The organism is Agrococcus sp. AC640b (assembly GCF_979255995.1).
On record NZ_CEEDMM010000011.1, the window covers coordinates 35,087 to 59,113 of the forward strand.

Below are 24,027 nucleotides of genomic sequence, written 5' to 3' on the forward strand. Positions count from 1 at the left end.
CGGTCGTGCCACCGGGGAAGGTGCGGCACGGCCTCGGCTGAGGGTCGAGGAGGCGCAGGTCAGAAGATGCCCGGGATCACCTCCTCCGTGGTGCTCGAGAAGTCGGCCTCCTTGGCCGAGTAGTAGTCGTTCCAGGCGTCGGTGGCCCAGATCTCGGCGCGGTCGCCCACGCCGATGACGGTGAGGTCGCGCTCGAGGCCCGCGTACTCGCGCAGCGACGGCGGGATCGTGATGCGGTGCTGGCTGTCCGGCGACTCGCTGGAGGCTCCGGAGAGGAACAGGCGCAGGAAGTCGCGGGCTCCTGCGCTCGTGAGGGGCGCCTGGCGGATGCGGTCGTGCACCTGCTGGAACTCGATGGTCGAGAAGACGTAGATGCAGCGCTCCTGGCCGCGAGTGAGCACGATGCCCGACTCGAGGTCCTGGCGGAACTTCGCGGGGAGGATCACGCGGCCCTTGTCGTCGAGCTTCGGGGCGTAGGTGCCGAGGAACACTGCGCCCCCTCTCCATCCGGCCATCGGTGGGACATGCGTCCAACTCCCTCCACCGTACTCCACTTCCCCCCACAACATGCGCTGATTCGACGAGATGCTGGGCAAGTTGCCAGGAATGGCGCGGCCAACGACGGTGGAGGGACATCGCAGGCCTGCGGGCAGCACGACGCCCCCGACGGCGCGATGCCGTCGGGGGCGCAGGGTCGTGGAGGGACGTGGAGGATGCGGGTGGTGCCCGGACATGCGAGAAGGCCGGCCCGGTGGGGCCGGCCTTCGAGCTCGCGTGGAGCGTGGTGGAGGGTGCGCTACTGCTGCTGGCGCTTGTCCCACTCGGCGCTGAGGCGATCCATGAGCGACGACTTGGGCCGGGCGCTGGGCGCCGTGCCGCTCGCGGGTGCGCCGGGCTTCGGCTCGTCGGTCGGGTCTGCCGGCTTCGATGCCGTGAGCGCGACCATCGCGCCTGCGACGGCGAGACCGAAGCCCGCGACGCCGACGAGGGCGATCTGCACGACGACGCCGATGACGACGACCGCCAGGCCGGCGGCCACGAGCGCGATGCCGAGCGCGACGCGCGTGTAGTTGACGGTGCGCGGACCCGACGAGGTCGAGACGATGTCGGCCTCGTGCTTGTAGAGGTTGCGCTCCATCTCGTCGAGAAGGCGCTGCTCCTGCTCGCTCAGTGGCATGTGATCCCCCCAGGGTTCCCGGACGACCGAGTCTATGCCCTGCGACTGTCACTAGGCTATGGATGTGTCGCCTGGCTCCCGCTTCTCCGTCGCGGTCGATGCGCGAATCCAGTCCTTCCTCGCCGAGCGGCGAGCCGCGGCGGCTGCGATCTCGCCCGACCTCGCCCCCGTCTTCGACGCGATCGACGCGCTCACCACCGGCGGCAAGCGCATGCGCGCTGGCTTCCTGCACTGGGGATGGCACGCCGTCGCCGCGGCGCGCCCCGACGCGCCGCGCACGACCGGCAGCCCCGAGGATCCCGAGTGGGGCGCCATCGTGTCGATGGCCGCCGCGATCGAGGTCTTCCACGCCGCTGCGCTCGCCCACGACGACGTCATGGACTCCTCCGACACCCGAAGGGGCGCGCCGAGCGTGCACCGCAGGCTCGAGGGCGTGCACCGCGCGAGCGAGTGGCGCGGGCGTGCGGAGGCGTTCGGCGTCAACGGCGCCATCCTCGTCGGCGACCTGCTGCTGTCGTGGGCCGACGACCTCGCGCGCGCCGGCGCCGGTGCGCTCTCCCCCGAGCGCGGCGTCGCGTCGATGGCCGTGTTCTCCACCATGCGCGAGGAGGTGGGGTACGGCCAGTTCCTCGACGTGCTCGAGGAGGCCGCGTGGGTGCGGCAGGAGCCGCAGAGCCTGCTGCAGCGCGCGCACACCGTCGCGGTCTACAAGTCGGCGAAGTACTCCGTGGAGGCGCCGCTCGTGCTCGGCGCGACCATGGCAGGTGCGGACGACGCGCAGCGCGAGGCGCTCAGCGGCTACGGCGTGCCCGTCGGCACCGCGTTCCAGATGCGCGACGACGTGCTCGGCGTGTTCGGCGACCCCGAGGTCACCGGCAAGCCCGCGGGCGACGACCTGCGCGAGGGCAAGCGCACCGTGCTCGTCGAGCTCGCGCGCAGGCAGCTGACGCCCGGCGTGCGATCCATGCTCGACGAGCTGCTCGGCGATCCCGAGCTCGACGACGTGCAGATCGCCACCCTGCAGCGCACGATCGCCGACGCCGGCGCCCCCGAGCGACTCGAGGGCATGATCGACCGCGCCGTCGGCGCTGCGCTCGAGGCGCTGCGCGACGCGCGGCTCTCGCGCGGAGCCGTGCTCGAGCTCGAGCGGCTCGCCGCCGCGGCAGCCAGGCGCGACCGCTAGCGCGACGCGTCGATCAGCCGAGCGCCTGCGCGATGCGGCGCACCTCGGCCTTGCGGCCTGCGCGCAGCGCCGCGATGGGGCTCGTCCCGAGCGACGGCTCGTCCTCGAGCATCCATGCGACGGCCTCGTCGGCGTCGAAGCCCATGTCGCCCAGCAGCATCACGGTGCCACGGAGCTCGCTCATGGGGGCGTCGTCGACGAGGAAGACCTCCGGCACCATCAGGACGCCGTCGCGTCGGGTCGCAGGAAGCGCGCCCTCCTCGACGAGCCTCCTGATGCGCGAGGGGCCGAGGCCCATGCGGTCGACGAGGTCGGGGATCGTGAGCCATGCGGTGTCCACGCCACCAGTGTGCCGTGTCTCCCGCGTGGGTGCACGGCGCAGCGCCGTCGAGCCTCTACGCTCATGGCCGTGCCTGCCCCGCTCGACGATCCCCTCATCGGGCGCCTCGTCGACGGCAGGTACCAGGTCGACGACCGCATCGCCCGCGGCGGCATGGCGACCGTCTACGTCGCGACCGACCTGCGGCTCGACCGTCGCATCGCGATCAAGGTCATGCACCCGCACCTCGCGGACGACGACCAGTTCCGCGAGCGGTTCATCCAGGAGGCGAGGCAGGCGGCGCGCCTGGCGCATCCGAACGTCGTCAACGTGCTCGACCAGGGCGAGGAGCCGGGGCTCGCGTACCTGGCGATGGAGCACATCCCCTCCATCACCCTCCGCGACCTGCTGCTCGAGCGCGGCCGCGTGCGGCCGGAGCAGGCGCTGCAGGTGCTCGAGGCGGTGCTCGCGGGGCTCTCGGCCGCGCATCGCGCCGGCATCGTCCACCGCGACATCAAGCCCGAGAACGTGCTGCTCGCGCACGACGGCCGCATCAAGATCGCCGACTTCGGCCTCGCACGCGCGGCCACCGCGAACACCGCGACCGGCAAGGCGCTGCTGGGCACGATCGCCTACCTCTCCCCCGAGCTCGTCACGCGCGGCGTCGCCGACGCGCGCAGCGACATCTACGCCGTCGGCATCATGCTGTTCGAGATGCTCACCGGCAAGCAGCCCTTCACGGGCGAGCAGCCGCTGCAGATCGCCTACCAGCACGCGCACGAGCAGGTGCCGCCGCCGTCGTCCCTCGAGCCGTCGACGCCGCACGAGCTCGACCTGCTCGTGCTGTGGTCGACGCACCGCGATGCGAACCTGCGCCCCGCCGACGCCGGCGAGATGCTCGAGGAGGTCATGCGGGTGCGCGCGGGCGAGCGGTCGTCGACGAGCGCGCAGACGCGCATGCTCCCGGCGACGCCCGCCTCGGCGACCGCGGCGACGACGGTCGTCGAGCCGCATCGCGAGGACGCACGGACCCGGCATCGGGATCGGCAGCCGCGCGGCGTCGTCGCCACGGGCGACCTGCCGTCGGTCGCCACCGGCGAGGTGCCGCCTGCCGCGAGGGCGCTGCAGCGCAAGGCGCTCGCGCGTCGCCGACGCGGGTGGGTGCTGCTCGCGCTCGTCCTCGTGCTCGCGCTCGTCGCGGCCGGCGCCGGCTGGTGGGTCAACGCCGGGCCGGGCGGCCAGACCGTCGTGCCCGACATCGCGCAGGGCACGAGCGTCGCCGACGCCACCGCGGCCCTCGAGGAGGCCGGGCTCGTCGTCGCCGACGACCCGCAGGGCGAGTTCTCGGTCGACGTGCCGGTCGACGCGCTGCTGCGCACCGATCCCGCACCGGGGGCGGAGCTGCCGCGCGGCGAGGCCGTGACGCTCGTGCTCTCCCTCGGGATCGAGATGCTGCCTGCCCCGCAGCTCACGGGCACCGCGGCCGACGACGCCGAGGCGACGCTCGTCGAGGCCGGGTTCGCCTACGCGGGCTCCCTCGAGGTGTTCGACGACGCCGACGCAGGCACGATCGTGACGACGTGGGTCGACGATGGGCAGGGGACGCCCGTCGCGTCGCAGGGCGAGTGGCCGCGGGGCCAGCGCATGATCGTCGTCGTCTCCCGCGGGCAGCGCCCCGGGCTCGTGGGCCTCGACCAGGCCAGCGCGCAGACCGTGCTCCAGTCGGTCGGCCTCGCGCTCGGCACCGTCACGACCGAGCCGAGTCGAGACGTGCCGGAGGGGCAGATCCTGCGCGCCTCCTATCCGGAGGACGCGCAGCCCGACTCGGGCGTCGCCGTCGCGATCGTCGTCTCGAGCGGTGTGCCGCAGGTGCAGATCCCCGCCGACATCCTGTCGATGAACCTGCCGAACGCGCAGGCGGCGCTGGAGGCGCTCGGCTTCGTCGTCACGGTCGACACGAACGTGCCGGGGCCGCTGCAGGGGATCGTGCAGCCGACGGCCGTGAGTCCGGAGCCCGGCGCCTCCGCCGACGAGGGCTCGGCCGTCACGCTCTCCGCGCAGTACTGACGCGTACGACGAAGGGCCGGCCCGTCGCGGGCCGGCCCTTCGTCGTGCGCGAGCGATCAGGAGATGGCGCGCAGCTCCTCGGCGACGAGGAACGCGAGCTCGAGCGACTGCATGTGGTTGAGACGCGGATCGCACAGCGACTCGTAGCGGCTCTCGAGCGCCTCCTCGTCGATCTGCTCCGAGCCGCCGAGGCACTCGGTGACGTCGTCGCCCGTGAGCTCCACGTGGAGGCCGCCAGGGAACGTGCCTGCCGCGCGGTGCGCCTCGAAGAAGCCGCGCACCTCGTCGACGACGTCGTCGAAGCGCCGCGACTTGTAGCCGTTGCGCGTCGTGATGCCGTTGCCGTGCATGGGATCGGTGATCCACACCGGCGTCGACTCGAGCGACTTCGACGCCTCGAGCAGCGCAGGCAGCGCGTCGCGGATGCGACCGGCGCCCATGCGCGTGATGAACGTGAGCCTGCCCGGCTCGCGCTCGGGGTCGAGGCGGTCGACGAGGCGCTCCATGTCGTCGGCCGTGGTCGACGGTCCGAGCTTCACGCCGATCGGGTTGCGGACGCGGGAGAAGAAGTCGACGTGGGCGCCGTCGACCTCGCGGGTGCGCTCGCCGATCCACTGGAAGTGGCTCGAGGTGTCGTACGCGAGGCCAGTGCGCGAGTCGACGCGCGTCATGGGGCGCTCGTAGTCGAGCAGCAGCCCCTCGTGGCCCGTGTAGAACTCCACGGCGCGCAGCTCGTCGAAGTTGGCGCCTGCAGCCTCCATGAAGCGGATGGCGCGGTCGATCTCGCCGGCGAGCGCCTCGTAGCGCGCGTTCGCCGGGTTCTTCGCGAAGCCCTTGTTCCACGAGTGCACCTCGCGCAGGTCGGCGAAGCCACCCTGCGTGAAGGCGCGCACGAGGTTCAGCGTCGACGCGGCCATGTGGTAGCCGCGCAGGATGCGCTGCGGGTCGGCGGCGCGCGACTCGGCCGTGAACGGGAACCCGTTCACGATGTCGCCGCGGTACGCAGGCAGCGTCACGCCCTCGCGCGTCTCGGAGTCGCTCGAGCGCGGCTTCGCGAACTGGCCGGCCATGCGGCCCATCTTCACGACCGGCATCGCGGCGCCGTAGGTGAGCACGACCGCCATCTGCAGGATCGTCTTGACGCGGTTGCGGATCTGGTCGGCCGTCGCGCCGGCGAAGGTCTCTGCGCAGTCGCCGCCCTGCAGCACGAACGCCTGCCCTGCGGCTGCCGACGCGAGGCGATCGCGCAGCATGTCGACCTCGCCTGCGAACACGAGCGGCGGCAGCGTCGACAGCTCGTCGCGCACGGCACCGATCGACGCTGCATCCGGCCACGCGGGCTGCTGCTTGATCGGCAGCGAGCGATACGCGTCGAGCCCGGCGAGGATGGCGGGATCGGGGCTGATGGATGCGGTGGTCACGAGGATCGAGTCTAGATGGGCGAGCGTGCCGCACGACGACCGCGCGCGACGCAGACCTCGCGACGTCAGGCGGTCGTGGCCTGCACGGTCGCCTGCTCCGTGCGCTTCGCCTTCGCGCTCGAGGCGTACACGTCGACGTACTCCTGATCGCTCAGGCGGGCGAGGGCGTACATGATCTCGTCGGTGACCGAGCGCAGCACGAAGCGGTCGGTGTCGAGGCCGTAGTAGCGCGAGAAGTCCAGCGGCTCGCCGAACACGATCCCGACGCGGCCCACCTTCGGCACCAGGCGCCCGGTGGGCATGATCTGCTCGGTGCCGATCATGACGCACGGCACGACGGGCACCTGGCCCTCGAGCACCATGCGCGCGACGCCCGTGCGGCCGCGGTAGAGCTTGCCGTCCGGGCTGCGCGTGCCCTCGGGGTAGATCCCCAGCACGTCGCCGCGCGCGAGCACCGAGAGCCCGGCGTTCAGGCTCGCCTCGCTCGCCTTCCCCCCTGAGCGGTCGATCGGCAGCTGACCGGAGGCGAGGAAGAACCAGCGCACGAGGGTGCCCTTGATGCCTCGACCGGTGAAGTAGTCGGACTTCGCGAGGAAGTAGACGCGGCGTCGCACGACGAGCGGCATGAGCACGGAGTCGATGAACGACAGGTGGTTGCCTGCGATGATCACGGGCCCCTCCGCCGGGATGTGCTCCATGCCCTTGATCCACGGCCGGAACACCGTGAGGACGTACGGCCCCACGATCCAATGCTTCAGCAGCCAGTTGAACATCGGCGCACCACCCCCGGTCGAACACTCTAGCCAGACGCTCCCCCACCGCCCCGTCCGTCGCTCCCCGCGTCGCCGGCACGCAACCCGTAGGATCGTGACGAGCCCTCATGTACGGAGCCGAAGGAGCCACCGTGACCGACGCCGGCCAGATCCGACCTGTGCTCGTCGAGCCCGACCCAGCCGCGAACACGTGCGACCTCCTGCGCGAGCGGATGGCGTCGACGCCCGACGCGCCCCTCTTCGCCGTGCCAGACGGCAGCGGCTGGCGCGACATCTCGACGCGCGAGTTCCACGCGCAGGTCGTCGCACTCGCGAAGGGCCTCGTCGCGTCGGGCGTCGAGCCCGGCGACCGCATCGGCATCATGTCGCGCGTGCGCTACGAGTGGACGCTCATCGACTTCGCCGTCTGGCATGCCGGCGCGATCCTCGTGCCGGTGTACGAGACGAGCGCACCGAGCCAGATCCAGTGGATCCTCTCCGACGCGGGCGCGACGCGCGTCATCGTCGAGACGGCGGAGATGCTCGCGCGCCTCGACGAGGTGCAGGCGGACCTGCCGGGCATCGGCGACGTCTGGCGCATCGACTCCGGCCACCTCGACGAGCTCGTCGCGAAGGGCGTCGACGTGCCGGACGAGGAGATCGACCGTCGCAGCCGCCTCGCGAACGCCGACGACGTCGCGACCCTCATCTACACCTCCGGCTCCACGGGCCGTCCGAAGGGCGTCGTGCTCACGAACTCGAACTTCGTCGAGCTCTCGCGCAACGCCGCGATCGACCTCAAGGAGGTCGTCGCGCCGGGCGCCTCGACGCTGCTGTTCATCACGACGGCGCACGTCTTCGCGAGGTTCATCGCGGTGCTCGCGCTCACCGCAGGCGTCAAGGTGGGCCACCAGCCCGACACCAAGCGGCTCGTCGAGTCGATGACGTCGTTCTCCCCCACGTTCCTGCTGGCCGTGCCACGCGTGTTCGAGAAGGTCTTCAACGTCTCGGAGCAGAAGGCCGAGGCCGGCGGCAAGGGCACGATCTTCCGCAAGGCGGCAGCCGTGGCCGTCGCCCACTCGAAGGCGCTCGACGCCGGCAGGGTGCCGCTGGGCCTCGCGGTGCAGTTCCGCCTCTTCGACGCGCTCGTCTACCGCAAGCTCAAGGCGGCGCTCGGCGGCCGCGTGCGCTACGCCGTCTCGGGCTCCGCGCCGCTGTCGACGTTCCTCGGGCACTTCTACCGCAGCCTCGGCATCCGCATCCTCGAGGGCTACGGCCTCACCGAGACGACGGCGCCCGCGACCGTCAACCGGCCGGACAGGTTCAAGATCGGCACCGTCGGTCCCGTGCTTCCCGGCTGCGGCGTGAAGATCGCAGACGACGGCGAGGTGCTGCTGGCGGGCATCAACATCTTCCGCGAGTACTGGAACAACCCGGAGGCGACCGCCGAGTCGTTCGACGGCGAGTGGTTCAAGACCGGCGACGTCGGCGAGATCGACGCCGACGGCTACCTGCGCATCACCGGTCGCAAGAAGGAGATCATGGTGACGGCGGGCGGCAAGAACGTCGCGCCGACGACGCTCGAGGACCCGATCCGCTCCAACCTCATCGTCGGTCAGGTCGTCGCGGTCGGCGACCAGCGTCCGTTCGTCGGTGCGCTCGTGACGCTCGACACCGAGATGCTGCCGACGTGGCTGGCGAACCAGGGCCTCGACGCCGACATGCGCGTCGAGGACGCCGTGACGAACGAGGCCGTCGTCGCCGAGGTCACGCGTGCGGTGCAGCACGGCAACACGCTCGTGTCCCGCGCGGAGGGCGTGCGCAAGTTCGTCCTCCTGCCCGTCGACTTCACCGAGGCGAACGGGCACCTGACGCCGAAGATGTCGATCAAGCGCCACAACATCGTCAAGGACTTCGGCGACGACATCGAGCGGCTGTACGCCGACGAGTCGTACGGCGTCTCCATCCCGTAGCGCACGATCCACGTCACGACGCCCCGGTCGACCTCGCGGTCGCCGGGGCGTCGTCGCGCGTGCCTCAGAACCAGGAGGAGGCGCGGATGTCGGCCATGGCCTGCGCACGCGTCGCCCGCTCGAGCGTCTGCACGTACAGGCGGCCGTCGAGATGGGCGCACTCGTGCTGCAGCATCTGCGCCATGAGTCCGGAGCCCTCGAGGACGACGCGGCCGCCGTCGAGGTCGACGCCCTCGACGCGCGCCCACGGGTGCCTGGGCGTGGGGTAGCCGAGGCCGGGCACCGACAGGCACCCCTCGTCGACGAGCTCGGGCTCGCCGCGCACCTCGACGAGCACGGGGTTCAGCACGTAGCCGACGTCGCCGTCGACGTTGTAGCTGAACGCGCGCGCCGCGACGCCGATCTGGCATGCCGCGACGCCGGCACGTCCAGGCAGACGCACCGTCTCGACGAGGTCGTCGACGAGCTGGCGCGTCGCGGGGTCGGCGGGGTCGACGGGCTCCCCTGGCGTGCGCAGCACGGGGTCGCCGAACACCCGGATCTCACGGACGGTCATCGCAGCTCCTTCTCGGCGTCGAGCAGCACGTTCTCGATCACCTCGGTCAAGGCCGGGTGCGGCCAGTGCATGCTCCTGGCGAGCCCGTGCACCGTGCGACCCTCGCTCGCGGCGAGCACGAGCGGCTGGATGAGGATCGCCGCGTGCGGACCCGCGACGTGCGCGCCGAGGATCGTGCCGTCCGAGCCCGCGACGAGGCGCGCGAACGACGACTCGTCCTCCATGGCCCAGCCGTACGCCGTCGAGCCGAAGGCGCGGTCGACGACGACGGCACCCTCCGGCGCATCCTGGCCGCGGACGCCGAACGACGCGACCTCCGGGTGGCCGAAGATCGCCTGCGGCACCGGCGCGAGCAGGTCCTCCGACGCGAGGCCGCGCAGGTTGTCGCGGACGACGCGGGCCTGATGGTTGGCGACGTGCTTCAGCTGGTGGGCGCTCGTGACGTCGCCCAGCGCGTAGACGCCGTCGACGACGGCACCGTCTGCGAGCACGCGCATGCGGGCATCCGTCACGAGGCGTCCGTCGTCGTGCGTGTCGAACAGCGCATCCGCGCCGAGCCGGTCGGCGTTGGGCACGCGACCGGTCGCGTTCAGCACGAGCCCCGTCTCGAGCGTCGTGCCGTCGTCGAGCGTCACGTGCCGCCCGCCGCTCGTCGCCTCGACGGCCACGACGGTGCGGCGGCGCAGCACGGTCCACCGCTCGGCGGCGGCGGCGGTCGCCAGGTGCGACACCGCCTCGTCCTCCGCCGACAGCACGCGGTCGCCGCGCAGCACGAGCGTGACGTCGACGCCGAACGCCGAGAGCACGTGCGCGAGCTCGACGGCGATCGCGCCGCCGCCGACGATCACGATCGACGACGGCAGGGTCGCCACGCGCATGATCGTGTCCGACGTGTGCACCAGGCCCGGGTCGACGCCAGGGATGTCGCGAGGCCGCGATCCCGCTGCGATCACGAGGCGCGCTGCACGGATGCGCTGCCCCGACGCCGTGACGAGCGTGCGCGCGTCCTCGAGCGTCACGGGCTCGCGGACGACGTGCACGCCCTCCTGCCCGAGCCGCCACCGCTCGCTCGAGGCCGCGTTCGCGTCGATGCGGCCGAAGACGCGCTCCTGCACGGCAGCCCAGTCGGCGTGCGCCGTGCCGGTCACGCCGATGCGTCCGCCTGCACGCACCGCCTCGACGACGTCGGCCGGGTGCACGAGCATCTTCGTAGGGATGCAGCCGCGATTGAGGCACGTGCCGCCGAACGCGGGCGCATCGTCGACGATCGCGACGGCGCGCCCAGCCCACTCACGACCCACGACCGCGTTGCCGCTGCCGGATCCGACGACGGCGAGCTCGACCTCGATCATGCGATCACCGCGATCAGGTCACCCGCCTCGACGGGGCGCGTGCCCTGGATGGCCAGCCGCTGCACGGTGCCCGCGACCTGCGCCGTGATGGCAGCCTCCATCTTCATGGCCTCGATCGTCGCGATCGGCTGACCGACGGCGACCTCGTCGCCCTCCGCGACCGTGACGGTCACGGCACCCGCGAACGGCGCGGCGACGTGCCCTGCCTGCGAGGCGTCGGCCTTCTCGACCGCGGTCTTCTCGACCGTGACGCTGCGATCGCGCACGTAGACGGGACGCAGCTGCCCGTTGAGGGCCGTCATGACCGTCACGATGCCGTCGTCGCCCGGCTTGCCGATCGCCTCGAGCGCCACGTTGAGCGTCACGCCCGTGCCGATGCCGACGCGGTGCTCCTCGCCGGGCTGCATGCCGTAGAGGAAGTCGATCGTGTCGACGACCGACAGGTCGCCGTACTCCTCGCGCGTGGCGTGGAACTCCTTCGTCGGCCCGGGGAACAGCAGCGCGTTGAGCGCCTGCTGCCTGTCGACGCCGGGCTCCACGAGCGACGCCCGCTGCTCGTCGGTGAGCTCGGTGACGCCGATGCGCACCGTGCGTCCCTCGAGCACCTTCGTGCGGAACGGCTCCGGCCAGCCGCCTGGCAGGTCGCCGAGCTCGCCCGCCATGAACCCGATGACGGACTCGGGGATGTCGTAGCGTCCCGGGTTCTCCTCGAAGTCGGCAGGGTCGACGTTCTGCGCGACGAGCTGCAGCGCGAGGTCGCCGACGACCTTCGACGACGGCGTGACCTTCGTGGGGCGGCCGAGGATGCGGCTCGCCTCCGCGTACCAGTCCTCGATGCGCTCGAAGTCGTCCGCGAGCCCGAGCGCGATCGCCTGCTGCCGCAGGTTCGACAGCTGGCCGCCTGGGATCTCGTGGTGGTAGACGCGGCCCGTGGGGCCCGGCAGGCCCGACTCGAACGGCTTGTACAGGCGCCGTACGGCCTCCCAGTAGGGCTCGAGGTCGCTCACGGCCTGCAGGTCGAGGCCCGTGTCGCGCTCGGTGTGGGCGATGGCGGCGACGAGCGCCGACATCGGCGGCTGGCTCGTCGTGCCCGCCATGGCCGCCGAGGCGACGTCGACGGCGTCGACGCCAGCTGCCGAGGCCGCCAGGAGCGTCGCGAGCTGCCCGCCCGCCGTGTCGTGCGTGTGCAGGTGCACGGGCACGTCGAACTCGGCGCGCAGCGCGGAGACGAGCTGCGACGCCGCCCCTGCGCGCAGCAGGCCCGCCATGTCCTTGATGGCGAGGATGTGCGCGCCGGCGCCCACGATGCGCTCCGCGAGCCGCAGGTAGTAGTCGAGCGTGTAGAGGTCCTCGGCGGGGTCGAGCAGGTCGCCCGAGTAGCACAGCGCCACCTCGGCGACGGTCGAGCCCGTCTCGAGCACCGCGTCGATCGCGGGGCGCATCTGGTCGACGTCGTTGAGGGCGTCGAAGATGCGGAAGACGTCGATGCCGGTGCGCGCAGCCTCGTCGACGAATGCGTTCGTCACCTCCGTGGGGTACGGGGTGTACCCGACGGTGTTGCGGCCGCGCAGCAGCATCTGGATCGGCAGGTTCGGCAGCGCCTCGCGCAGCGCGACCAGCCGCTCCCACGGGTCCTCGCCGAGGAAGCGCAGCGCGACGTCGTACGTCGCCCCGCCCCACGCCTCGACCGACAGCAGCTGCGGCGTGAGCCTGGCGACGTGCGGTGCGACGGCCACGAGGTCGGCGGTGCGCACGCGCGTCGCGAGCAGCGACTGGTGCGCGTCGCGGAACGTCGTGTCGGTGACGGCCAGCGCCGTCTGGTCCCGCAGCGCCTTCGCGAACGCGACGGGGCCGAGGGTCTGCAGCCGCTGCCTCGCGCCGTCGGGGGCCGGCACGTCGAGGTCGACGCTCGGCAGCTTCAGCGACGGCTGGATCACGCCGTCGGCGGAGCCGTTCGGCTTGTTGACGGTGACGTCGGCGAGCCAGGACAGCACCTTCGAGGCACGGTCCCGCGACGGCGTGATGCGGGTGAGCTCCGGGTGCTCCTCGATGAAGTGCGTCGAGACGTCGCCGGCGCGGAACTGCGGGTCGTCGAGCAGGTTGAGGAGGAAGGGGATGTTCGTCGCGACGCCGCGGATGCGGAACTCGCTCACGGCCCGGTGCGAGCGCGTGATCGCCGAGGCGAGGTCGCGACCGCGGCACGTGACCTTCGCGAGCATCGAGTCGAAGTGGGGGCTGATCTCGGCACCCGGGTTGATCGTGCCGCCGTCGAGGCGCACGCCTGCACCGCCCGGCGAGCGGTAGGCCGTGATGCGACCGGTGTCCGGACGGAAGCCGTCGGCGGGGTCCTCCGTGGTGACGCGGCACTGCAGCGCGAAGCCGTGCATCGAGATGTCGTCCTGCAGCAGTCCGAGGTCGGCGAGCGTCTCGCCTGCCGCGATGCGGATCTGCGACTGCACGAGGTCGACGTCGGTGACCTCCTCGGTCACGGTGTGCTCGACCTGGATGCGCGGGTTCATCTCGATGAACACGTGCTCGCCCGCACGCTCGCCTGCGGTGTCGAGCAGGAACTCGACGGTGCCGGCGTTGACGTAGTCGATGGAGCGCGCGAACGCGACCGCGTCGCGGTACAGCTCGTCGCGCTTCTCCTGCGACAGGTTGGGCGCCGGCGCGATCTCGACGACCTTCTGGTGGCGGCGCTGCACCGAGCAGTCGCGCTCGAACAGGTGCACGGTCTCGCCGGTGGCGTCGGCGAGGATCTGCACCTCGATGTGCCTGGGGCGCACGACGGCCTGCTCGATGAACATCGTCGGGTCGCCGAACGCGGAGTCGGCCTCGCGCATGGCGGCCTCGAGCGCGGAGCGGAGCTCCTCGCGCGTCTGCACGAGGCGCATGCCGCGTCCTCCACCGCCTGCGACGGCCTTGCAGAAGACGGGGAAGCCGATCTCGTCGGCGCCGGCGAGCAGCTCGTCGAGGTCGTTCGACGCAGGCGTCGAGCGCAGGACGGGCACGCCGGCGGCGATGGCCTGCTCCTTCGCGGTGACCTTGTTGCCCGCCGAGGCGAGCACCTTGGCGGGCGGGCCGACGAAGGTGATGCCGGCCTCGGCGGCGGCCGTGGCGAGTCGCGGGTTCTCGGAGAGGAAGCCGTAGCCGGGGTAGATCGCGTCGGCTCCGGACTCCTTCGCGACGCGCACGATGTCGTCGACGTCGAGGTAGGCGCGCACGGGATGACCGGGCTCGCCGACCTGGTAGGCCTCGTCTGCCTTCTGGCAGTGCAGCGAGTTGCGATCCTCGTGGGCGTACACGGCGACGGTGCGGATGCCGAGCTCGTTCGCCGCGCGGAATGCACGGATCGCGATCTCGCCTCGGTTCGCGACGAGGATCTTGCGGAACATGGGTCTCCCAGGGATCGTGCGGAAGGGGCCTGCCAGCGCGTCTTCTCACAGTAGTCGGGGTAGGCTCACCTACCGTGCACGTCCTCTCCATCAGCTCATTGAAGGGCGGCGTCGGCAAGACGACCGTCACCCTCGGCCTCGCCTCGGCGGCCTTCGCGAAGGGACTGCGCACCCTCGTGGTCGACCTGGACCCCCAGTCGGATGCGTCGACGGGCATGGACATCGACGTCCAGGGCCGTCTCAACGTCGCCGACGTGCTGGGCAATCCACGCGACAAGGTCGTGCGGCAGGCCATCGCGCCGTCCGGGTGGACGGAGGGGCACGGCGGCACGATCGACGTGCTCATCGGCAGCCCGTCCGCGATCAACTTCGACGGGCCGCACCCGACGATCAAGGAGATCTGGCGGCTCGAGACGGCGCTCGCGACGCTCGAGACCGAGTACGACCTCGTGCTCATCGACTGCGCCCCGAGCCTCAACGCCCTCACGCGCACCGCGTGGGCGGCGTCGGACCGCGTCATGGTCGTCACCGAGCCGGGCCTCTTCTCCGTCGCGGCCGCCGACCGTGCCCTGCGCGCGATCGAGGAGATCCGCCGCGGCCTCAGCCCCAGGCTGCAGCCGCTCGGCATCGTCGTGAATCGCGCACGCCCGCAGTCGCTCGAGCACCAGTACCGCATCCAGGAGCTCAAGGACATGTTCGGGCCGCTCGTGCTCGAGACGATCCTGCCGGAGCGCACGTCGATGCAGCAGGCGCAGGGGGCGGCGCGCCCGCTGCACGTGTGGCCTGGCGAGGGCGCGCAGGAGATGGCGCTGCAGTTCGACGAGCTGCTGCAGCGCGTGCTCGACGCCGCCGCGGCGAGCGGCGAGGAGGCTGCCGCAGGCGGCCGGGTGCCCGCACCGACCGCTGCGCTCGACGCGTCGAGCGCGGCAGCCGACGGCGATGCCGAGGCCGAGGCCTCCGGTGAGGACCTGCAGGAGGAGCGTCGCGACTGACGCTCGCGACCACCGGCACGACGAAGGCGCCCACCGATCACGGTGGGCGCCTTCGTCGTGCCGGTGGCGTCGTGCGGCTGGGCCTACGAGGCGCGCGTGCGTGCCGCGCGGCGTGCGGCGAGCTCGTCGAGCAGCGGCTCGACGGGCGTCGTGTCGAGCTCGATGAGCTGGCTCTGCACCTCGCGCACGACGGTGCCGACGGCGATGGCGAAGACGCCCTGGCCGCGATCGAGCAGATCCATGACCTCGTCGGCGCTCGTGACGAGGTAGACGCTCGCGCCGTCGGAGACGAGGCGCACCTGCGCGAGGTCGCCGACGCCCTCGTCGCGCAGTCGAGCGACGGCGACGCGGATCTGCTGCAGCGAGATGCCCGTGTCGAGCAGTCGCTTGACGAGCTTGAGCACGAGGATGTCGCGGAAGCCGTAGAGGCGCTGCGACCCCGAGCCCTGCGCCGTGCGGATGCTGGGGACGACGAGGTCGGTGCGCGCCCAGTAGTCGAGCTGCCGGTAGGTGATGCCCGCGGCCTTCACGGCATCCGCGCCGCGGTACCCCTGGACGTCCTCGTCGTCGGGCAGGCCGTCGGTGAAGAGCAGCCCCGAGTCGTAGCGGGGGGTCGTCTCGTTCTCGGCCATCATGTGCCCTTCATCAACCTTCAAGCAGGAGTTGAACCTTCATCTCGAAGCCTAGAGAGCCCAGGGTCCGTCGCCATGCATGTCGCGTCGGCGTGTCGAGCTCTTCGCGGCCGAGTCTACGCCCGGCCTCCGACATGCGCGGGAGATTCTCGCGCGCTCAGCGCGCGACGCGCTCGATGGCATCCCGCCCGAGCACCTCGCGGATCGACGCGATCTGCCCCGCGATGTCGCGCGCGGCCTCCGCAGCCCTCGGCTTGCCCTCGCCACGCCGTCCGAGCACGGGCCGCACGGCACTCTCGATGAGCGACGCCTCGCGCTCCGCCGACGCCCGCATGCCGCGCAGATGGCGCGGCTCGATGCCGAAGCGCTGCAGCTCGACGAGCGCGCGCACGACGCGCAGCGCCTGCTCGTCGTACGGCTCCGCCGCCGGCACGAGGCTCGCGACGATCGCCTCCTGCACGAGCGTGCGCGACGCGCCGGCCGACGACTCGAGCTCGCGCCGCGACAGCCGGCGGTCGACGCGCAGGATGCTCGGCCCCTCCGACACGACGTTGCCGGCCGTGAACGGCTGCGCCTCGCCGGCGTCGACCTGCTCGAGGTGGCTGAGGATGACCTTGAGCGGCAGGTAGTGGTCGCGCTGCAACGTGAGCACGTACCGCACGCGCTCGACGTCGGCCGCCGAGAACTTGCGGTACCCGCTCGGCGTGCGCGACGGCGCGACGAGGCCCTGGTCCTCGAGGAACCGCAGCTTCGAGGGGGCGAGGTCCGGGAACTCGGGCGTGAGCCGCGCGAGCACCTGGCCGATCGACAGGAGGGTGTGCTGGCTGCGCGGCGCTGCCTGCGCGCTCATGCGCCCTGACCGACGTCGTGGCGCGACGCGTAGAACGTGAGTCGGAACTTGCCGACCTGCACCTCGGTGCCGTCGCGCAGGGGCGCGCGCTCGACGCGCTCGCCCGCCGAGTACGTGCCGTTGAGCGAGCCGAGGTCACGAACCTCGAACGCACGGCCAGCACGCGTGAACTCGGCATGCCGACGCGACACCGTCACGTCGTCGAGGAAGATGTCGGCGTCTGGGTGCCTGCCTGCGACCGTGACGTCCTGGTCGAGCAGGAACCTGGCCCCGACGTCGGGGCCACGACGCACGATGAGCAGCGCCGAGCCGGACGGCAGGGCCGCGATGGCCTCCTGCTCGTCGGTGCCGACGCCCGAGAGCATCGACGCGAGCTGCTGCTGGTAGTCCTGCCCCCAGGACTGCGTGCTGTCGCCGTCGTGCGAAGCGTCGTCGCGATCGCCCATGCCGCCTCCAGAGTCAGGGTCGGCCCGGGTTCGGGCCTCAACGTTCGAGTGCACGTTCAGACTACGCGATCGCCAGGATCGCCTCGCCGGTGCTTCGAGGATCCTGGCACTCTACGTCACGCGCCTGGGGCCCGCCAGGCTACGCCCAGCCCGCGAGCCTGCGCAGCAGCGCCGCGACCGCCGCGGCCGCGATGACGACGACGAGGAACGGCACGCGCAGCCGGTAGAGCACGACGGCGAGCAGCACGGCGGGCACGCGCGCGTCGAGCACGATCGCCGTGCCGTCGGCGAGCGTCTGCACCGCGACGAGCGCCGCGAGCAGCGACACCGTGACGAGCTCGAGGATGCGTCGCGGCCTCGGCCCCTCGAGCGGCCCCGCCGGCACGACGTGGCCGAGCACCTTCGTGCCTGCGACGAGGATCGACGCGAGCAGGATGACGTGCCACGTCGTCATCGCTCGCGCTCCCCGAGCCAGTTCGTCCAGCCGACGACGAGCGCGACCACGACGGCGACGAGCACCGGGACGCCTGCAGGCAGCGCAGGCACGAGCGCCGCGGCGACGACGGCGCTCGCCACGCCGACCGCGATCGCCTGCCTCGAGCGCAGCCTGGGCCACAGCAGCCCGACGAACGCCGCGGCCGCGGCGGCATCGAGCCCCCACATGCGCACGTCGCCCAGCACGTCCCCCACGAGCGCGCCGACGAGGGTCGTGACGTTCCACCCCGCGTAGATGCCGATGCCGGTCACCCAGAAGCCGATGCGGCGTGCGCGATCGTCGGTCTGCGCGAGCCCGACCGCGGTCGACTCGTCGATCGTGAGATGCGCGGCGACGAGCCGCATGGGTCCGCGTGCGCCGAGCCACGGGCGCACGCTGAGGCCGTAGAGCGCGTTGCGCACGCCCAGCACGGCGGCGGATGCCACGGCCGTCGCGGGCGCGCCGCCGCCTGCGACGACGCCGACGAGCGCGAACTGCGATCCGCCTGAGAACATCAGCAGGCTCAGCGCGCACGTCTGCAGCACGTCGAGGCCGCTCGCGACCGACAGCGCACCGAACGAGACGCCGTACGCGGCGGTCGCGAGCGCGACCGAGAGGCCCTGACGCCACGCCTGGCGCTCGGCGAGGGTGCGCCGCGAGTCCGTCACCCGATCAGCCTAGGGTCGAGTGCATGACGGATCTCGTGGTGGGCGACGACGGGCTCGCGAGACCCGCGTGGGCCTCGTCCGACGCGCTGCTGCGCGACTACTACGACACCGAGTGGGGCATGCCGGTGCGCGACGAGCGCGGGCTCTTCGAGCGTCTCTCGCTCGAGGCGTTCCAGTCGGGCCTGTCGTGGCGCACGATCCTCGCGAAGCGTCCCGCGTTCCGTGCGGCGTTCGCAGGCTTCGACCCCGACGTGGTCGCCGCGTTCGACGACGCCGACCGCGAGCGCCTGCTCGCCGACGCCGGCATCGTGCGCAACCGTCGCAAGGTCGACGCGACGATCGGCAACGCGCGCGCGACGATCGCCCTGCGCGACGGCGAAGGGCTCGCATCCTTCGTGTGGTCGTTCCAGCCCGAGTCGACGCCGCGACCCGAGACGTCCGCAGACGTGCCCACGTCGAGCCCGGAGTCGGTCGCGCTGGCGAAGGCGCTGCGCGCGGCAGGCTTCGCGCACGTCGGGCCCACGACGATGCACGCGCTCATGGAGGCGGTCGGCATCGTCGACACCCACCTGCTCGGCAGCCATCGGCGCGGCTCGAGCGGCGTCTGGCGCTGACGAGGGGCGACTACGCGGCGGACACCGCTGCGCGCGCTGCGGCGAGCAGGTCGAGGGCGCGCACCCGCTCGGCGGCGCTCGTGCCGTGCACCGCGAGCATGACCTCGTCGGCCGAGGCCTCCTGGGCGAACGCCTCGATCGCCGCAGCCGCGTCGTCGCCCGTGCCCACGACCGAGCGACGCATCATGCCGAGGATCTGCCTGCCCTGCGGAGACTCGGACAGCACGTCGAGGTCCTCGTCGGACACCGACTCGGCCTGCGCGGCGCCGCGGAGCAGGAACCCGCGGATGCGCGAGCGGCGCACCACGGCATCCATCTCGGCGGCCTCCTCGCGGGTCGGCGCGACGATCGCGTTGAACGCGGCGATCACGAACGGCTCCGCGAGCTGCGCGGAGGGCTGGAACGCGTCTCGGTAGACGCGCACCGCCTGCAGCAGCAGGTCGGGGGCGAAGTGCGACGCGAACGCGTACGGCAGGCCGTACGCCGCCGCGAGCTCCGCGCCGAACAGGCTCGAGCCGAGGATCGTCAGCGGCACGTTCGTGCCCGCACCCGGCACGGCCTGCACGCCCTCCACGATCGACGCACCCGACAGGTAGCCCTGCAGCTCGCGGACGTCGTGCGGGAACTGCTCGGCGACGCGCGGGTCGCGCCGCAGCGCGTGCAGGGTGCGCTGATCGGTGCCCGGCGCTCGGCCGAGGCCGAGGTCGATGCGGTTCGGATGCAGGGTCGCGAGCGTGCCGAACTGCTCGGCGATCGTCAACGGCGCATGGTTCGGCAGCATGATGCCGCCCGCGCCGAGCCGGATCGTCGAGGTGTGGGCGGCGATGTGCGCGATGAGCACGGCCGTCGCGCTCGAGGCGATCGTCGGCATGTTGTGGTGCTCGGCGTACCAGACGCGCTCGAAGCCGTGCCGCTCGGCCGCCTGGGCAAGCTGCACGCTGCCGCTCAGGGAGTCGGCGACCGACTCGTGCCTGCTGACGGGGGCGAGGTCGAGGATGGAGATGCGCACGTGCATGGGCAACGTGCGCATCCCTCGCGCCATTCCTGCCCTACAGCGCCTCGAGCACGACGGCGCTGCCCTGGCCGCCGCCGCCGCAGATGCCGACCGCGCCGAGCGACCCGGGACCCGCGGCCTGCAGGCGCCGCGCGAGGTGCCCGACGATGCGTGCACCGGAGGCGCCGATGGGGTGGCCGAGCGCGATCGCGCCGCCGTTCGCGTTCACGATCGCCGGGTCGACGCCGAGCTCGCGCGTCGAGACGATGCCGACCGCGGCGAACGCCTCGTTGATCTCGACGGCGACGAGGTCGGAGGCGCTCGCGCCCGCACGCGCCAACGCCTGCGCGATCGCGTTCGACGGCTGCGCGTGCAGCGACACGTCGGGGCCCGCCACGAGACCCGTCGCCCGCACCTTCGCGAGTCCCGCGATGCCGTGCTCGGCCGCGTAGGAGCTCGACACGAGCACGACCGCGGCTGCACCGTCGGTGATCTGCGACGCGTTGCCTGCCGTGATGGTGCCGTGCTCGCGGTCGAAGGCGGGACGCAGCGACGACAGCGACTCGGCGGTCGTGTCGCGACGCCCGCCGTCGTCGACGCTCACGAGCACGGTGTCGCGCCCCGCGCGCACCTCGATGGGGGCGATCTCGTCGTCGAGCAGGCCCGCGTCCTGCGCCGCGGCGAGGCGCTGATGCGACGCGGCCGCGAAGGCGTCCTGCTCGTCGCGGCTCACGCCGAGGCCTGCGTTGTACGACTCGGTCGAGGCCCCCATCGAGCGGCGCTCGAACGCGTCGGTGAGGCCGTCGTGCTCCATGGTGTCGACGAGGGCGAGCTGCCCGAATCGCTGGCCGGTGCGCATGGGTGCCGCGTGCGGCGCGAGCGACATCGACTCCTGCCCGATCGCGAGCACGACGTCGGCCTCGCCGAGCTGGATGAGGCGATGGGCGGCGACGACGGCCTCGGTGCCCGACAGGCACACGGCGTTGATGCCGAGCGCGGGCACGCTCATCGGCACGCCTGCGGCGACGGCCGCCTGGCGCGGCGGGTTCTGCCCGACCGTGGCAGGCAGCACCTGGCCGACGATGACCGTCTGGACCGCCTCGGGTGCGACGCCCGCCTTCGCGAGCGCGGCGGCGGCGGCATGGCCGCCGAGCTCGATCGACGAGGTCTGCGCGAGCTGCCCCAGGTAGCGGGCGAACGGGGTGCGGGCGTATCCGGCGACGATCGTGTCGTTCATGGCTGCTCCTTCGCAGTGGCGGTGCGGCCAGCCTACGACGGCGCTGCTCGGTGGGTGCCGGGACGACGTCCACGAGCCACTGCACGCCGAACCGGTCGACGAGCAGGGGTGCCAGGGTGGGATCAGCGCTCGGCGGGCGCCTCGCCGCGGTGGATGGCCTCGGCCTCCGACTCGCCGACGAGCACGAGACCCCTCGGGGTGTTCGCCATCTCCGCGAGCACCTCGAGCCACACGGGGTTCAGCTGCGGCGGGCGAGAGCCCGCGAAGCGGAACTCGAGCGGCACCGAGGGCGACAGCCACAGGCTCACCCGTCCGGAGCCCGAGTCGGGCTCGACCGTCCACGAGACGAGGAACGACTCCTGCCGTCGCAGCTTCGAGGCGATGACCGTCTTCAGATGCGCGAGCATCCGATCCTCGATCTGGTACTCGGTCGCGCCTGCGTACGTGAGATGTCCCATCGCCGCCACAGTAGCGGCACCCGACGGAGGGCGCGACGACGCGTCGCTACCGTCCGTCGCCGTCGGTGCGCCCCTCGCCCTCCTCGTACCACTGGGCGGCGGTGTCCTGCTCGCCCTGCGCGGCCTCGTCGCCGCTCCGCTGGTGCGCGGCGTCCTGCGACTGCCGCGACGACCCGCCCTCGCCGACCCACTGGCCCGCCGTGTCCTGCGCGGCGTCGTCGTGGGCGCTGCCAGCGCCGTCGTCCTTCTCCCACTGCTCCGCGCGGTCCTGATGACCGCCGGCCGCGACCTCCTCGAGGCCACCGCCCGGATTCGTGCCCTGCTCGTGCTCGTCGCTCATGTCGTCCTCCTGCAGTGGACGCTACGCCCGCCGAGGGCCGCTGCCGCGGGGCTTGACGGCGCCGGCTATCCCTCCGCCGCGCGCAGCGAGGCGGCATGCGCCGCGAACGCCTCGACCATGCTCGTCTGGCCGGCGACGAGCACCGAGCCGCCCGCTGCCAGGCGCGTCTCGACGTTCGCGTTCTGCAGCGCCTCCCCCTGGCGAGTCGCGACCACGACGACGCCGTGGTCGCGCTGCAGGCCGAGCTCGCGCAGCGGCACCCCCGAGAGCGCGCGCGGCACGACGACGAGCATCGCGCCGTAGCGACCGTCGACCTCGAGGTAGTCGTCCGACGATCCGCGCACCATGTGCGCGACGCGACGACCCATGTCTGCCTCCGGGCTCACGACGTGGTGCACGCCGAGCTGCTCGAGGATCACGGCGTGCTGCGACGAGATGGCCTTCGCCCACACCTCGCCTGCGCCCGCGCGCAGCAGCTGGCTCGTGGTGAGGATCGATGCGGTGACGTCGGAGCCGATCGCGACGACGACGCGCGCGTAGTCGCCGAGGCCCAGCTGCTCGACGAGCGCGGGATCGGTCGAGTCGCCCTGGACGACGTGCGACAGGGTGCCGTGGAGCGACTGGACGACGTCCTCGTGGGCGTCGACGCCCAGCACCTCCGTGCCGTGGTCGGCGAGCTCGATCGCGAGCGCGGCGCCGAAGCGGCCGAGCCCGATGACCGCGACGGCGGAGTCGTGACGGATGCGATGCTGCCTAGCCAATGAGGGGCCTCTCCTTCGGGAGCTCGAACGCGCGCCTCGTGCGGCGCAGGGCGATGGCGGTCGCGACGGTCGCCGGACCGACGCGGCCGAGGAACATGAGGACGACGAGGATCAGCTGGCTCGGCCAGCCGAGGTCCGCGGTGATGCCCGTCGAGAGCCCGACGGTCGCGAACGCGCTGACCGCCTCGAACAGCACGCGCTCGAACGGCTCGTCGGTGAGCACGAGGATCGCGAGCGTCGCGGCGACGACGAGGGCGAGGGCGAGCAGCGCGACCGTGATCGCCTCGCGGTGCACGGCACGCGAGAGCCGTCTGCCGAACGCGTGCACCGTGCCGTCGCCGCGCACCTCGGCGGCGATGATGAACAGCAGCACGGCGAAGGTCGTGATCTTGATGCCGCCTGCCGTGCCGGCAGGTCCGCCGCCGATGAGCATGAGCACGTCCATGACGAGCAGCGTCTCCGGCCGCATCTGCCCGACGTCGACGGCGTTGAAGCCCGCCGTGCGCGTCTGCACGGAGTGGAAGATGCTCGTGAGCACGCGACTGCCGGGGTCGAGCGCGCCCAGCGTGCCCGGGTTCGACCACTCGAGCGCACCGATCGCGAGCGCCCCGACCGGCAGCAGCACCGCGGTGCCCGCCAGCACGAGCAGCGCATGCAGCGACAGCACGCGCGTGCGCCTGGAGACGCGCTTGAGCACCTGCAGGATCACGGGGATGCCGAGCCCGCCCACGACGGTCGAGACCATGAGCGGGATGCACACGAACGGGTCGTCCACGAACCCGATGAGGTTGTCGCCGTACAGCGCGAAGCCCGCGTTGTTGTAGGACGACACCGCGTGGAACACGCTGAGCCAGACCGCGTCGCCGAACGACTCGCCGTAGCCGAGCAGGAAGCGCGGCAGCAACGCGAGCGCCACCGCCGCCTCCACGACGAGGGACGTCGCGACGATCGCGCGCACGATGCGACCGATCTCGCCGATGCCCTGGCTGTGCGTCTCGGTCGCAGCCCCCACGCGCGCGCCGATCGTGAGCCTGCGCAGCACGAGCACGCCCACGAGCGTCGTGAAGACCATGACGCCGAGCCCGCCGAGCTGGATGAGCGCGAGGATGACGCCCTGGCCGAACGGCGTCCAGTACGACGCGGTGTCGACGACGGTGAGCCCCGTGACGCACGCGGCGGACACGGCGGTGAAGAGCGCGTCGATCCACGACGACGACCCCTCGGGCGTCGACGAGATCGGCAGGGCGAGGAGCGCCCAGCCGGCGAGGTTGAGCACGACGAACCCGGCGAAGACGCGGCGGGCGGGGTTGGGACGTCGACGCGCGGTCACGGATGTCCACGCGGCTCGCACGAGGGACGACTGTA

Annotated in this window: 24 protein-coding genes; 5 read left to right on the forward strand and 19 right to left on the reverse strand. The window is 72.2% G+C overall.

Annotation, left to right across the window (positions count from 1 at the left end; genetic code table 11):
- Positions 1–59: 59 nt before the first annotated feature.
- Entirely contained in the window at positions 60–491 is a 432-nt protein-coding gene (gene mraZ, locus ACZ6H8_RS06220; RefSeq protein ID WP_464145548.1) for a division/cell wall cluster transcriptional repressor MraZ, read from the reverse strand.
- A 305-nt stretch (positions 492–796) separates the two neighbouring features.
- Positions 797–1,177, reverse strand: coding sequence for a DUF3040 domain-containing protein (locus ACZ6H8_RS06225; RefSeq protein ID WP_464145550.1), 381 nt, complete (start codon positions 1,175–1,177; stop codon positions 797–799).
- 58 nt (positions 1,178–1,235) lie between these two features.
- Between ACZ6H8_RS06225 and ACZ6H8_RS06230 the strand changes: the two genes are divergently transcribed.
- On the forward strand, positions 1,236–2,360 hold the full coding sequence (locus tag ACZ6H8_RS06230) for a polyprenyl synthetase family protein (RefSeq protein WP_464145552.1): 1,125 nt from the start codon (positions 1,236–1,238) through the stop codon (positions 2,358–2,360).
- Positions 2,361–2,373: 13 nt separating this feature from the next.
- Here the strand turns inward: ACZ6H8_RS06230 and ACZ6H8_RS06235 are convergent, their stop codons facing one another.
- Positions 2,374–2,700, reverse strand: coding sequence for an Rv2175c family DNA-binding protein (locus ACZ6H8_RS06235; RefSeq protein WP_464145554.1), 327 nt, complete (start codon positions 2,698–2,700; stop codon positions 2,374–2,376).
- Between the two features lie 69 nt (positions 2,701–2,769).
- Here ACZ6H8_RS06235 and pknB point away from each other — a divergent pair, with 69 nt between their 5' ends.
- The gene (gene pknB, locus ACZ6H8_RS06240) at positions 2,770–4,746 is read left to right on the forward strand and encodes a Stk1 family PASTA domain-containing Ser/Thr kinase (protein ID WP_464145556.1); all 1,977 of its coding nucleotides are present in this window, start codon (positions 2,770–2,772) and stop codon (positions 4,744–4,746) included.
- 56 nt (positions 4,747–4,802) lie between these two features.
- Here the strand turns inward: pknB and ACZ6H8_RS06245 are convergent, their stop codons facing one another.
- Both ACZ6H8_RS06245 and ACZ6H8_RS06250 read right to left on the reverse strand, forming a co-directional pair.
- Positions 4,803–6,167: a class II 3-deoxy-7-phosphoheptulonate synthase gene (locus tag ACZ6H8_RS06245; RefSeq protein WP_464145558.1), complete on the reverse strand. Its 1,365-nt coding sequence runs from the start codon at positions 6,165–6,167 to the stop codon at positions 4,803–4,805.
- Between the two features lie 65 nt (positions 6,168–6,232).
- Complete coding sequence (locus ACZ6H8_RS06250) at positions 6,233–6,940, reverse strand: lysophospholipid acyltransferase family protein (protein ID WP_464145559.1); 708 nt, start codon at positions 6,938–6,940, stop codon at positions 6,233–6,235.
- A 107-nt stretch (positions 6,941–7,047) separates the two neighbouring features.
- On the opposite strand from ACZ6H8_RS06250, the gene ACZ6H8_RS06255 reads away from it, so the two are divergent.
- Positions 7,048–8,892 (forward strand): AMP-dependent synthetase/ligase, encoded by a 1,845-nt coding sequence (locus ACZ6H8_RS06255; protein WP_464145561.1) that lies wholly within the window; start codon positions 7,048–7,050, stop codon positions 8,890–8,892.
- A 64-nt stretch (positions 8,893–8,956) separates the two neighbouring features.
- Here ACZ6H8_RS06255 and ACZ6H8_RS06260 read toward each other — a convergent pair whose 3' ends face one another.
- From ACZ6H8_RS06260 to ACZ6H8_RS06270, 3 genes are read right to left on the reverse strand one after another with little or no spacing between them, the layout of a single operon-like run.
- Positions 8,957–9,448 carry a peptide deformylase gene (locus tag ACZ6H8_RS06260; protein WP_464145563.1) on the reverse strand — a complete coding sequence of 164 codons (492 nt, stop codon included), beginning with the start codon at positions 9,446–9,448 and terminating at the stop codon, positions 8,957–8,959.
- The gene (locus ACZ6H8_RS06265) at positions 9,445–10,800 is read right to left on the reverse strand and encodes an FAD-dependent oxidoreductase (protein ID WP_464145565.1); all 1,356 of its coding nucleotides are present in this window, start codon (positions 10,798–10,800) and stop codon (positions 9,445–9,447) included. Before ACZ6H8_RS06265 ends, ACZ6H8_RS06260 begins: the two co-directional genes overlap by 4 nt.
- Complete coding sequence (locus ACZ6H8_RS06270; RefSeq protein ID WP_464145566.1) at positions 10,797–14,195, reverse strand: pyruvate carboxylase; 3,399 nt, start codon at positions 14,193–14,195, stop codon at positions 10,797–10,799. Before ACZ6H8_RS06270 ends, ACZ6H8_RS06265 begins: the two co-directional genes overlap by 4 nt.
- A gap of 74 nt (positions 14,196–14,269) precedes the next feature.
- Here ACZ6H8_RS06270 and ACZ6H8_RS06275 point away from each other — a divergent pair, with 74 nt between their 5' ends.
- Positions 14,270–15,187: a ParA family protein gene (locus ACZ6H8_RS06275; protein WP_464145568.1), complete on the forward strand. Its 918-nt coding sequence runs from the start codon at positions 14,270–14,272 to the stop codon at positions 15,185–15,187.
- Between the two features lie 83 nt (positions 15,188–15,270).
- Here ACZ6H8_RS06275 and ACZ6H8_RS06280 read toward each other — a convergent pair whose 3' ends face one another.
- The 5 genes from ACZ6H8_RS06280 to ACZ6H8_RS06300 form a co-directional block, all read right to left on the reverse strand.
- Positions 15,271–15,822 (reverse strand): MerR family transcriptional regulator, encoded by a 552-nt coding sequence (locus tag ACZ6H8_RS06280; RefSeq protein ID WP_464145570.1) that lies wholly within the window; start codon positions 15,820–15,822, stop codon positions 15,271–15,273.
- 154 nt (positions 15,823–15,976) lie between these two features.
- Entirely contained in the window at positions 15,977–16,669 is a 693-nt protein-coding gene (gene ftsR, locus ACZ6H8_RS06285) for a transcriptional regulator FtsR (protein WP_464145572.1), read from the reverse strand.
- Positions 16,666–17,115, reverse strand: coding sequence for an FHA domain-containing protein (locus ACZ6H8_RS06290; RefSeq protein WP_464145574.1), 450 nt, complete (start codon positions 17,113–17,115; stop codon positions 16,666–16,668). The genes ftsR and ACZ6H8_RS06290 overlap by 4 nt, the downstream gene beginning before the upstream one ends.
- A 139-nt stretch (positions 17,116–17,254) precedes the next feature.
- The gene (locus ACZ6H8_RS06295; RefSeq protein WP_464145576.1) at positions 17,255–17,569 is read right to left on the reverse strand and encodes an AzlD domain-containing protein; all 315 of its coding nucleotides are present in this window, start codon (positions 17,567–17,569) and stop codon (positions 17,255–17,257) included.
- A complete protein-coding gene (locus ACZ6H8_RS06300) occupies positions 17,566–18,258 on the reverse strand; it encodes an AzlC family ABC transporter permease (protein ID WP_464145578.1) in 693 nt (230 codons plus the stop codon). The genes ACZ6H8_RS06295 and ACZ6H8_RS06300 overlap by 4 nt, the downstream gene beginning before the upstream one ends.
- 23 nt (positions 18,259–18,281) lie before the next feature.
- Here ACZ6H8_RS06300 and ACZ6H8_RS06305 point away from each other — a divergent pair, with 23 nt between their 5' ends.
- On the forward strand, positions 18,282–18,872 hold the full coding sequence (locus tag ACZ6H8_RS06305; RefSeq protein WP_464145580.1) for a DNA-3-methyladenine glycosylase I: 591 nt from the start codon (positions 18,282–18,284) through the stop codon (positions 18,870–18,872).
- Between the two features lie 10 nt (positions 18,873–18,882).
- On the opposite strand, the gene ACZ6H8_RS06310 is transcribed toward ACZ6H8_RS06305, so the two are convergent.
- The 6 genes from ACZ6H8_RS06310 to ACZ6H8_RS06335 all read right to left on the reverse strand — a co-directional run bounded on the left by ACZ6H8_RS06310 (position 18,883) and on the right by ACZ6H8_RS06335 (position 23,992).
- A complete protein-coding gene (locus tag ACZ6H8_RS06310) occupies positions 18,883–19,902 on the reverse strand; it encodes an LLM class flavin-dependent oxidoreductase (protein WP_464145582.1) in 1,020 nt (339 codons plus the stop codon).
- Between the two features lie 19 nt (positions 19,903–19,921).
- Entirely contained in the window at positions 19,922–21,103 is a 1,182-nt protein-coding gene (locus ACZ6H8_RS06315) for an acetyl-CoA C-acyltransferase (RefSeq protein WP_464145584.1), read from the reverse strand.
- Between the two features lie 122 nt (positions 21,104–21,225).
- On the reverse strand, positions 21,226–21,561 hold the full coding sequence (locus ACZ6H8_RS06320; RefSeq protein WP_464145586.1) for a DUF7882 family protein: 336 nt from the start codon (positions 21,559–21,561) through the stop codon (positions 21,226–21,228).
- 46 nt (positions 21,562–21,607) lie between these two features.
- The gene (locus tag ACZ6H8_RS06325) at positions 21,608–21,901 is read right to left on the reverse strand and encodes a hypothetical protein (protein ID WP_464145587.1); all 294 of its coding nucleotides are present in this window, start codon (positions 21,899–21,901) and stop codon (positions 21,608–21,610) included.
- Positions 21,902–21,966: 65 nt separating this feature from the next.
- Positions 21,967–22,662 (reverse strand): potassium channel family protein, encoded by a 696-nt coding sequence (locus ACZ6H8_RS06330; RefSeq protein WP_464145589.1) that lies wholly within the window; start codon positions 22,660–22,662, stop codon positions 21,967–21,969.
- Positions 22,655–23,992: a TrkH family potassium uptake protein gene (locus ACZ6H8_RS06335; protein ID WP_464145591.1), complete on the reverse strand. Its 1,338-nt coding sequence runs from the start codon at positions 23,990–23,992 to the stop codon at positions 22,655–22,657. The genes ACZ6H8_RS06330 and ACZ6H8_RS06335 overlap by 8 nt, the downstream gene beginning before the upstream one ends.
- Between the last annotated feature and the right edge of the window lie 35 nt (positions 23,993–24,027).

Excerpts from the sequence above, each read along its gene's own strand:
- ACZ6H8_RS06225 (WP_464145550.1), bottom strand. The coding sequence starts at position 1,177 with ATGCCACTGAGCGAGCAGGAGCAGCGCCTTCTCGACGAGATGGAGCGC.
- ACZ6H8_RS06305 (WP_464145580.1), top strand. The coding sequence starts at position 18,282 with ATGACGGATCTCGTGGTGGGCGACGACGGGCTCGCGAGACCCGCGTGG.
- ACZ6H8_RS06250 (WP_464145559.1), bottom strand. The coding sequence starts at position 6,940 with ATGTTCAACTGGCTGCTGAAGCATTGGATCGTGGGGCCGTACGTCCTC.
- ACZ6H8_RS06325 (WP_464145587.1), bottom strand. The coding sequence starts at position 21,901 with ATGAGCGACGAGCACGAGCAGGGCACGAATCCGGGCGGTGGCCTCGAG.
- ACZ6H8_RS06280 (WP_464145570.1), bottom strand. The coding sequence starts at position 15,822 with ATGATGGCCGAGAACGAGACGACCCCCCGCTACGACTCGGGGCTGCTC.
- ACZ6H8_RS06230 (WP_464145552.1), top strand. The coding sequence starts at position 1,236 with ATGGATGTGTCGCCTGGCTCCCGCTTCTCCGTCGCGGTCGATGCGCGA.
- ACZ6H8_RS06315 (WP_464145584.1), bottom strand. The coding sequence starts at position 21,103 with ATGAACGACACGATCGTCGCCGGATACGCCCGCACCCCGTTCGCCCGC.
- ACZ6H8_RS06320 (WP_464145586.1), bottom strand. The coding sequence starts at position 21,561 with ATGGGACATCTCACGTACGCAGGCGCGACCGAGTACCAGATCGAGGAT.
- ftsR (WP_464145572.1), bottom strand. The coding sequence starts at position 16,669 with ATGAGCGCGCAGGCAGCGCCGCGCAGCCAGCACACCCTCCTGTCGATC.
- ACZ6H8_RS06295 (WP_464145576.1), bottom strand. The coding sequence starts at position 17,569 with ATGACGACGTGGCACGTCATCCTGCTCGCGTCGATCCTCGTCGCAGGC.
- ACZ6H8_RS06265 (WP_464145565.1), bottom strand. The coding sequence starts at position 10,800 with ATGATCGAGGTCGAGCTCGCCGTCGTCGGATCCGGCAGCGGCAACGCG.
- ACZ6H8_RS06310 (WP_464145582.1), bottom strand. The coding sequence starts at position 19,902 with ATGCGCACGTTGCCCATGCACGTGCGCATCTCCATCCTCGACCTCGCC.
- ACZ6H8_RS06270 (WP_464145566.1), bottom strand. The coding sequence starts at position 14,195 with ATGTTCCGCAAGATCCTCGTCGCGAACCGAGGCGAGATCGCGATCCGT.
- ACZ6H8_RS06255 (WP_464145561.1), top strand. The coding sequence starts at position 7,048 with ATGTACGGAGCCGAAGGAGCCACCGTGACCGACGCCGGCCAGATCCGA.
- ACZ6H8_RS06260 (WP_464145563.1), bottom strand. The coding sequence starts at position 9,448 with ATGACCGTCCGTGAGATCCGGGTGTTCGGCGACCCCGTGCTGCGCACG.
- ACZ6H8_RS06290 (WP_464145574.1), bottom strand. The coding sequence starts at position 17,115 with ATGGGCGATCGCGACGACGCTTCGCACGACGGCGACAGCACGCAGTCC.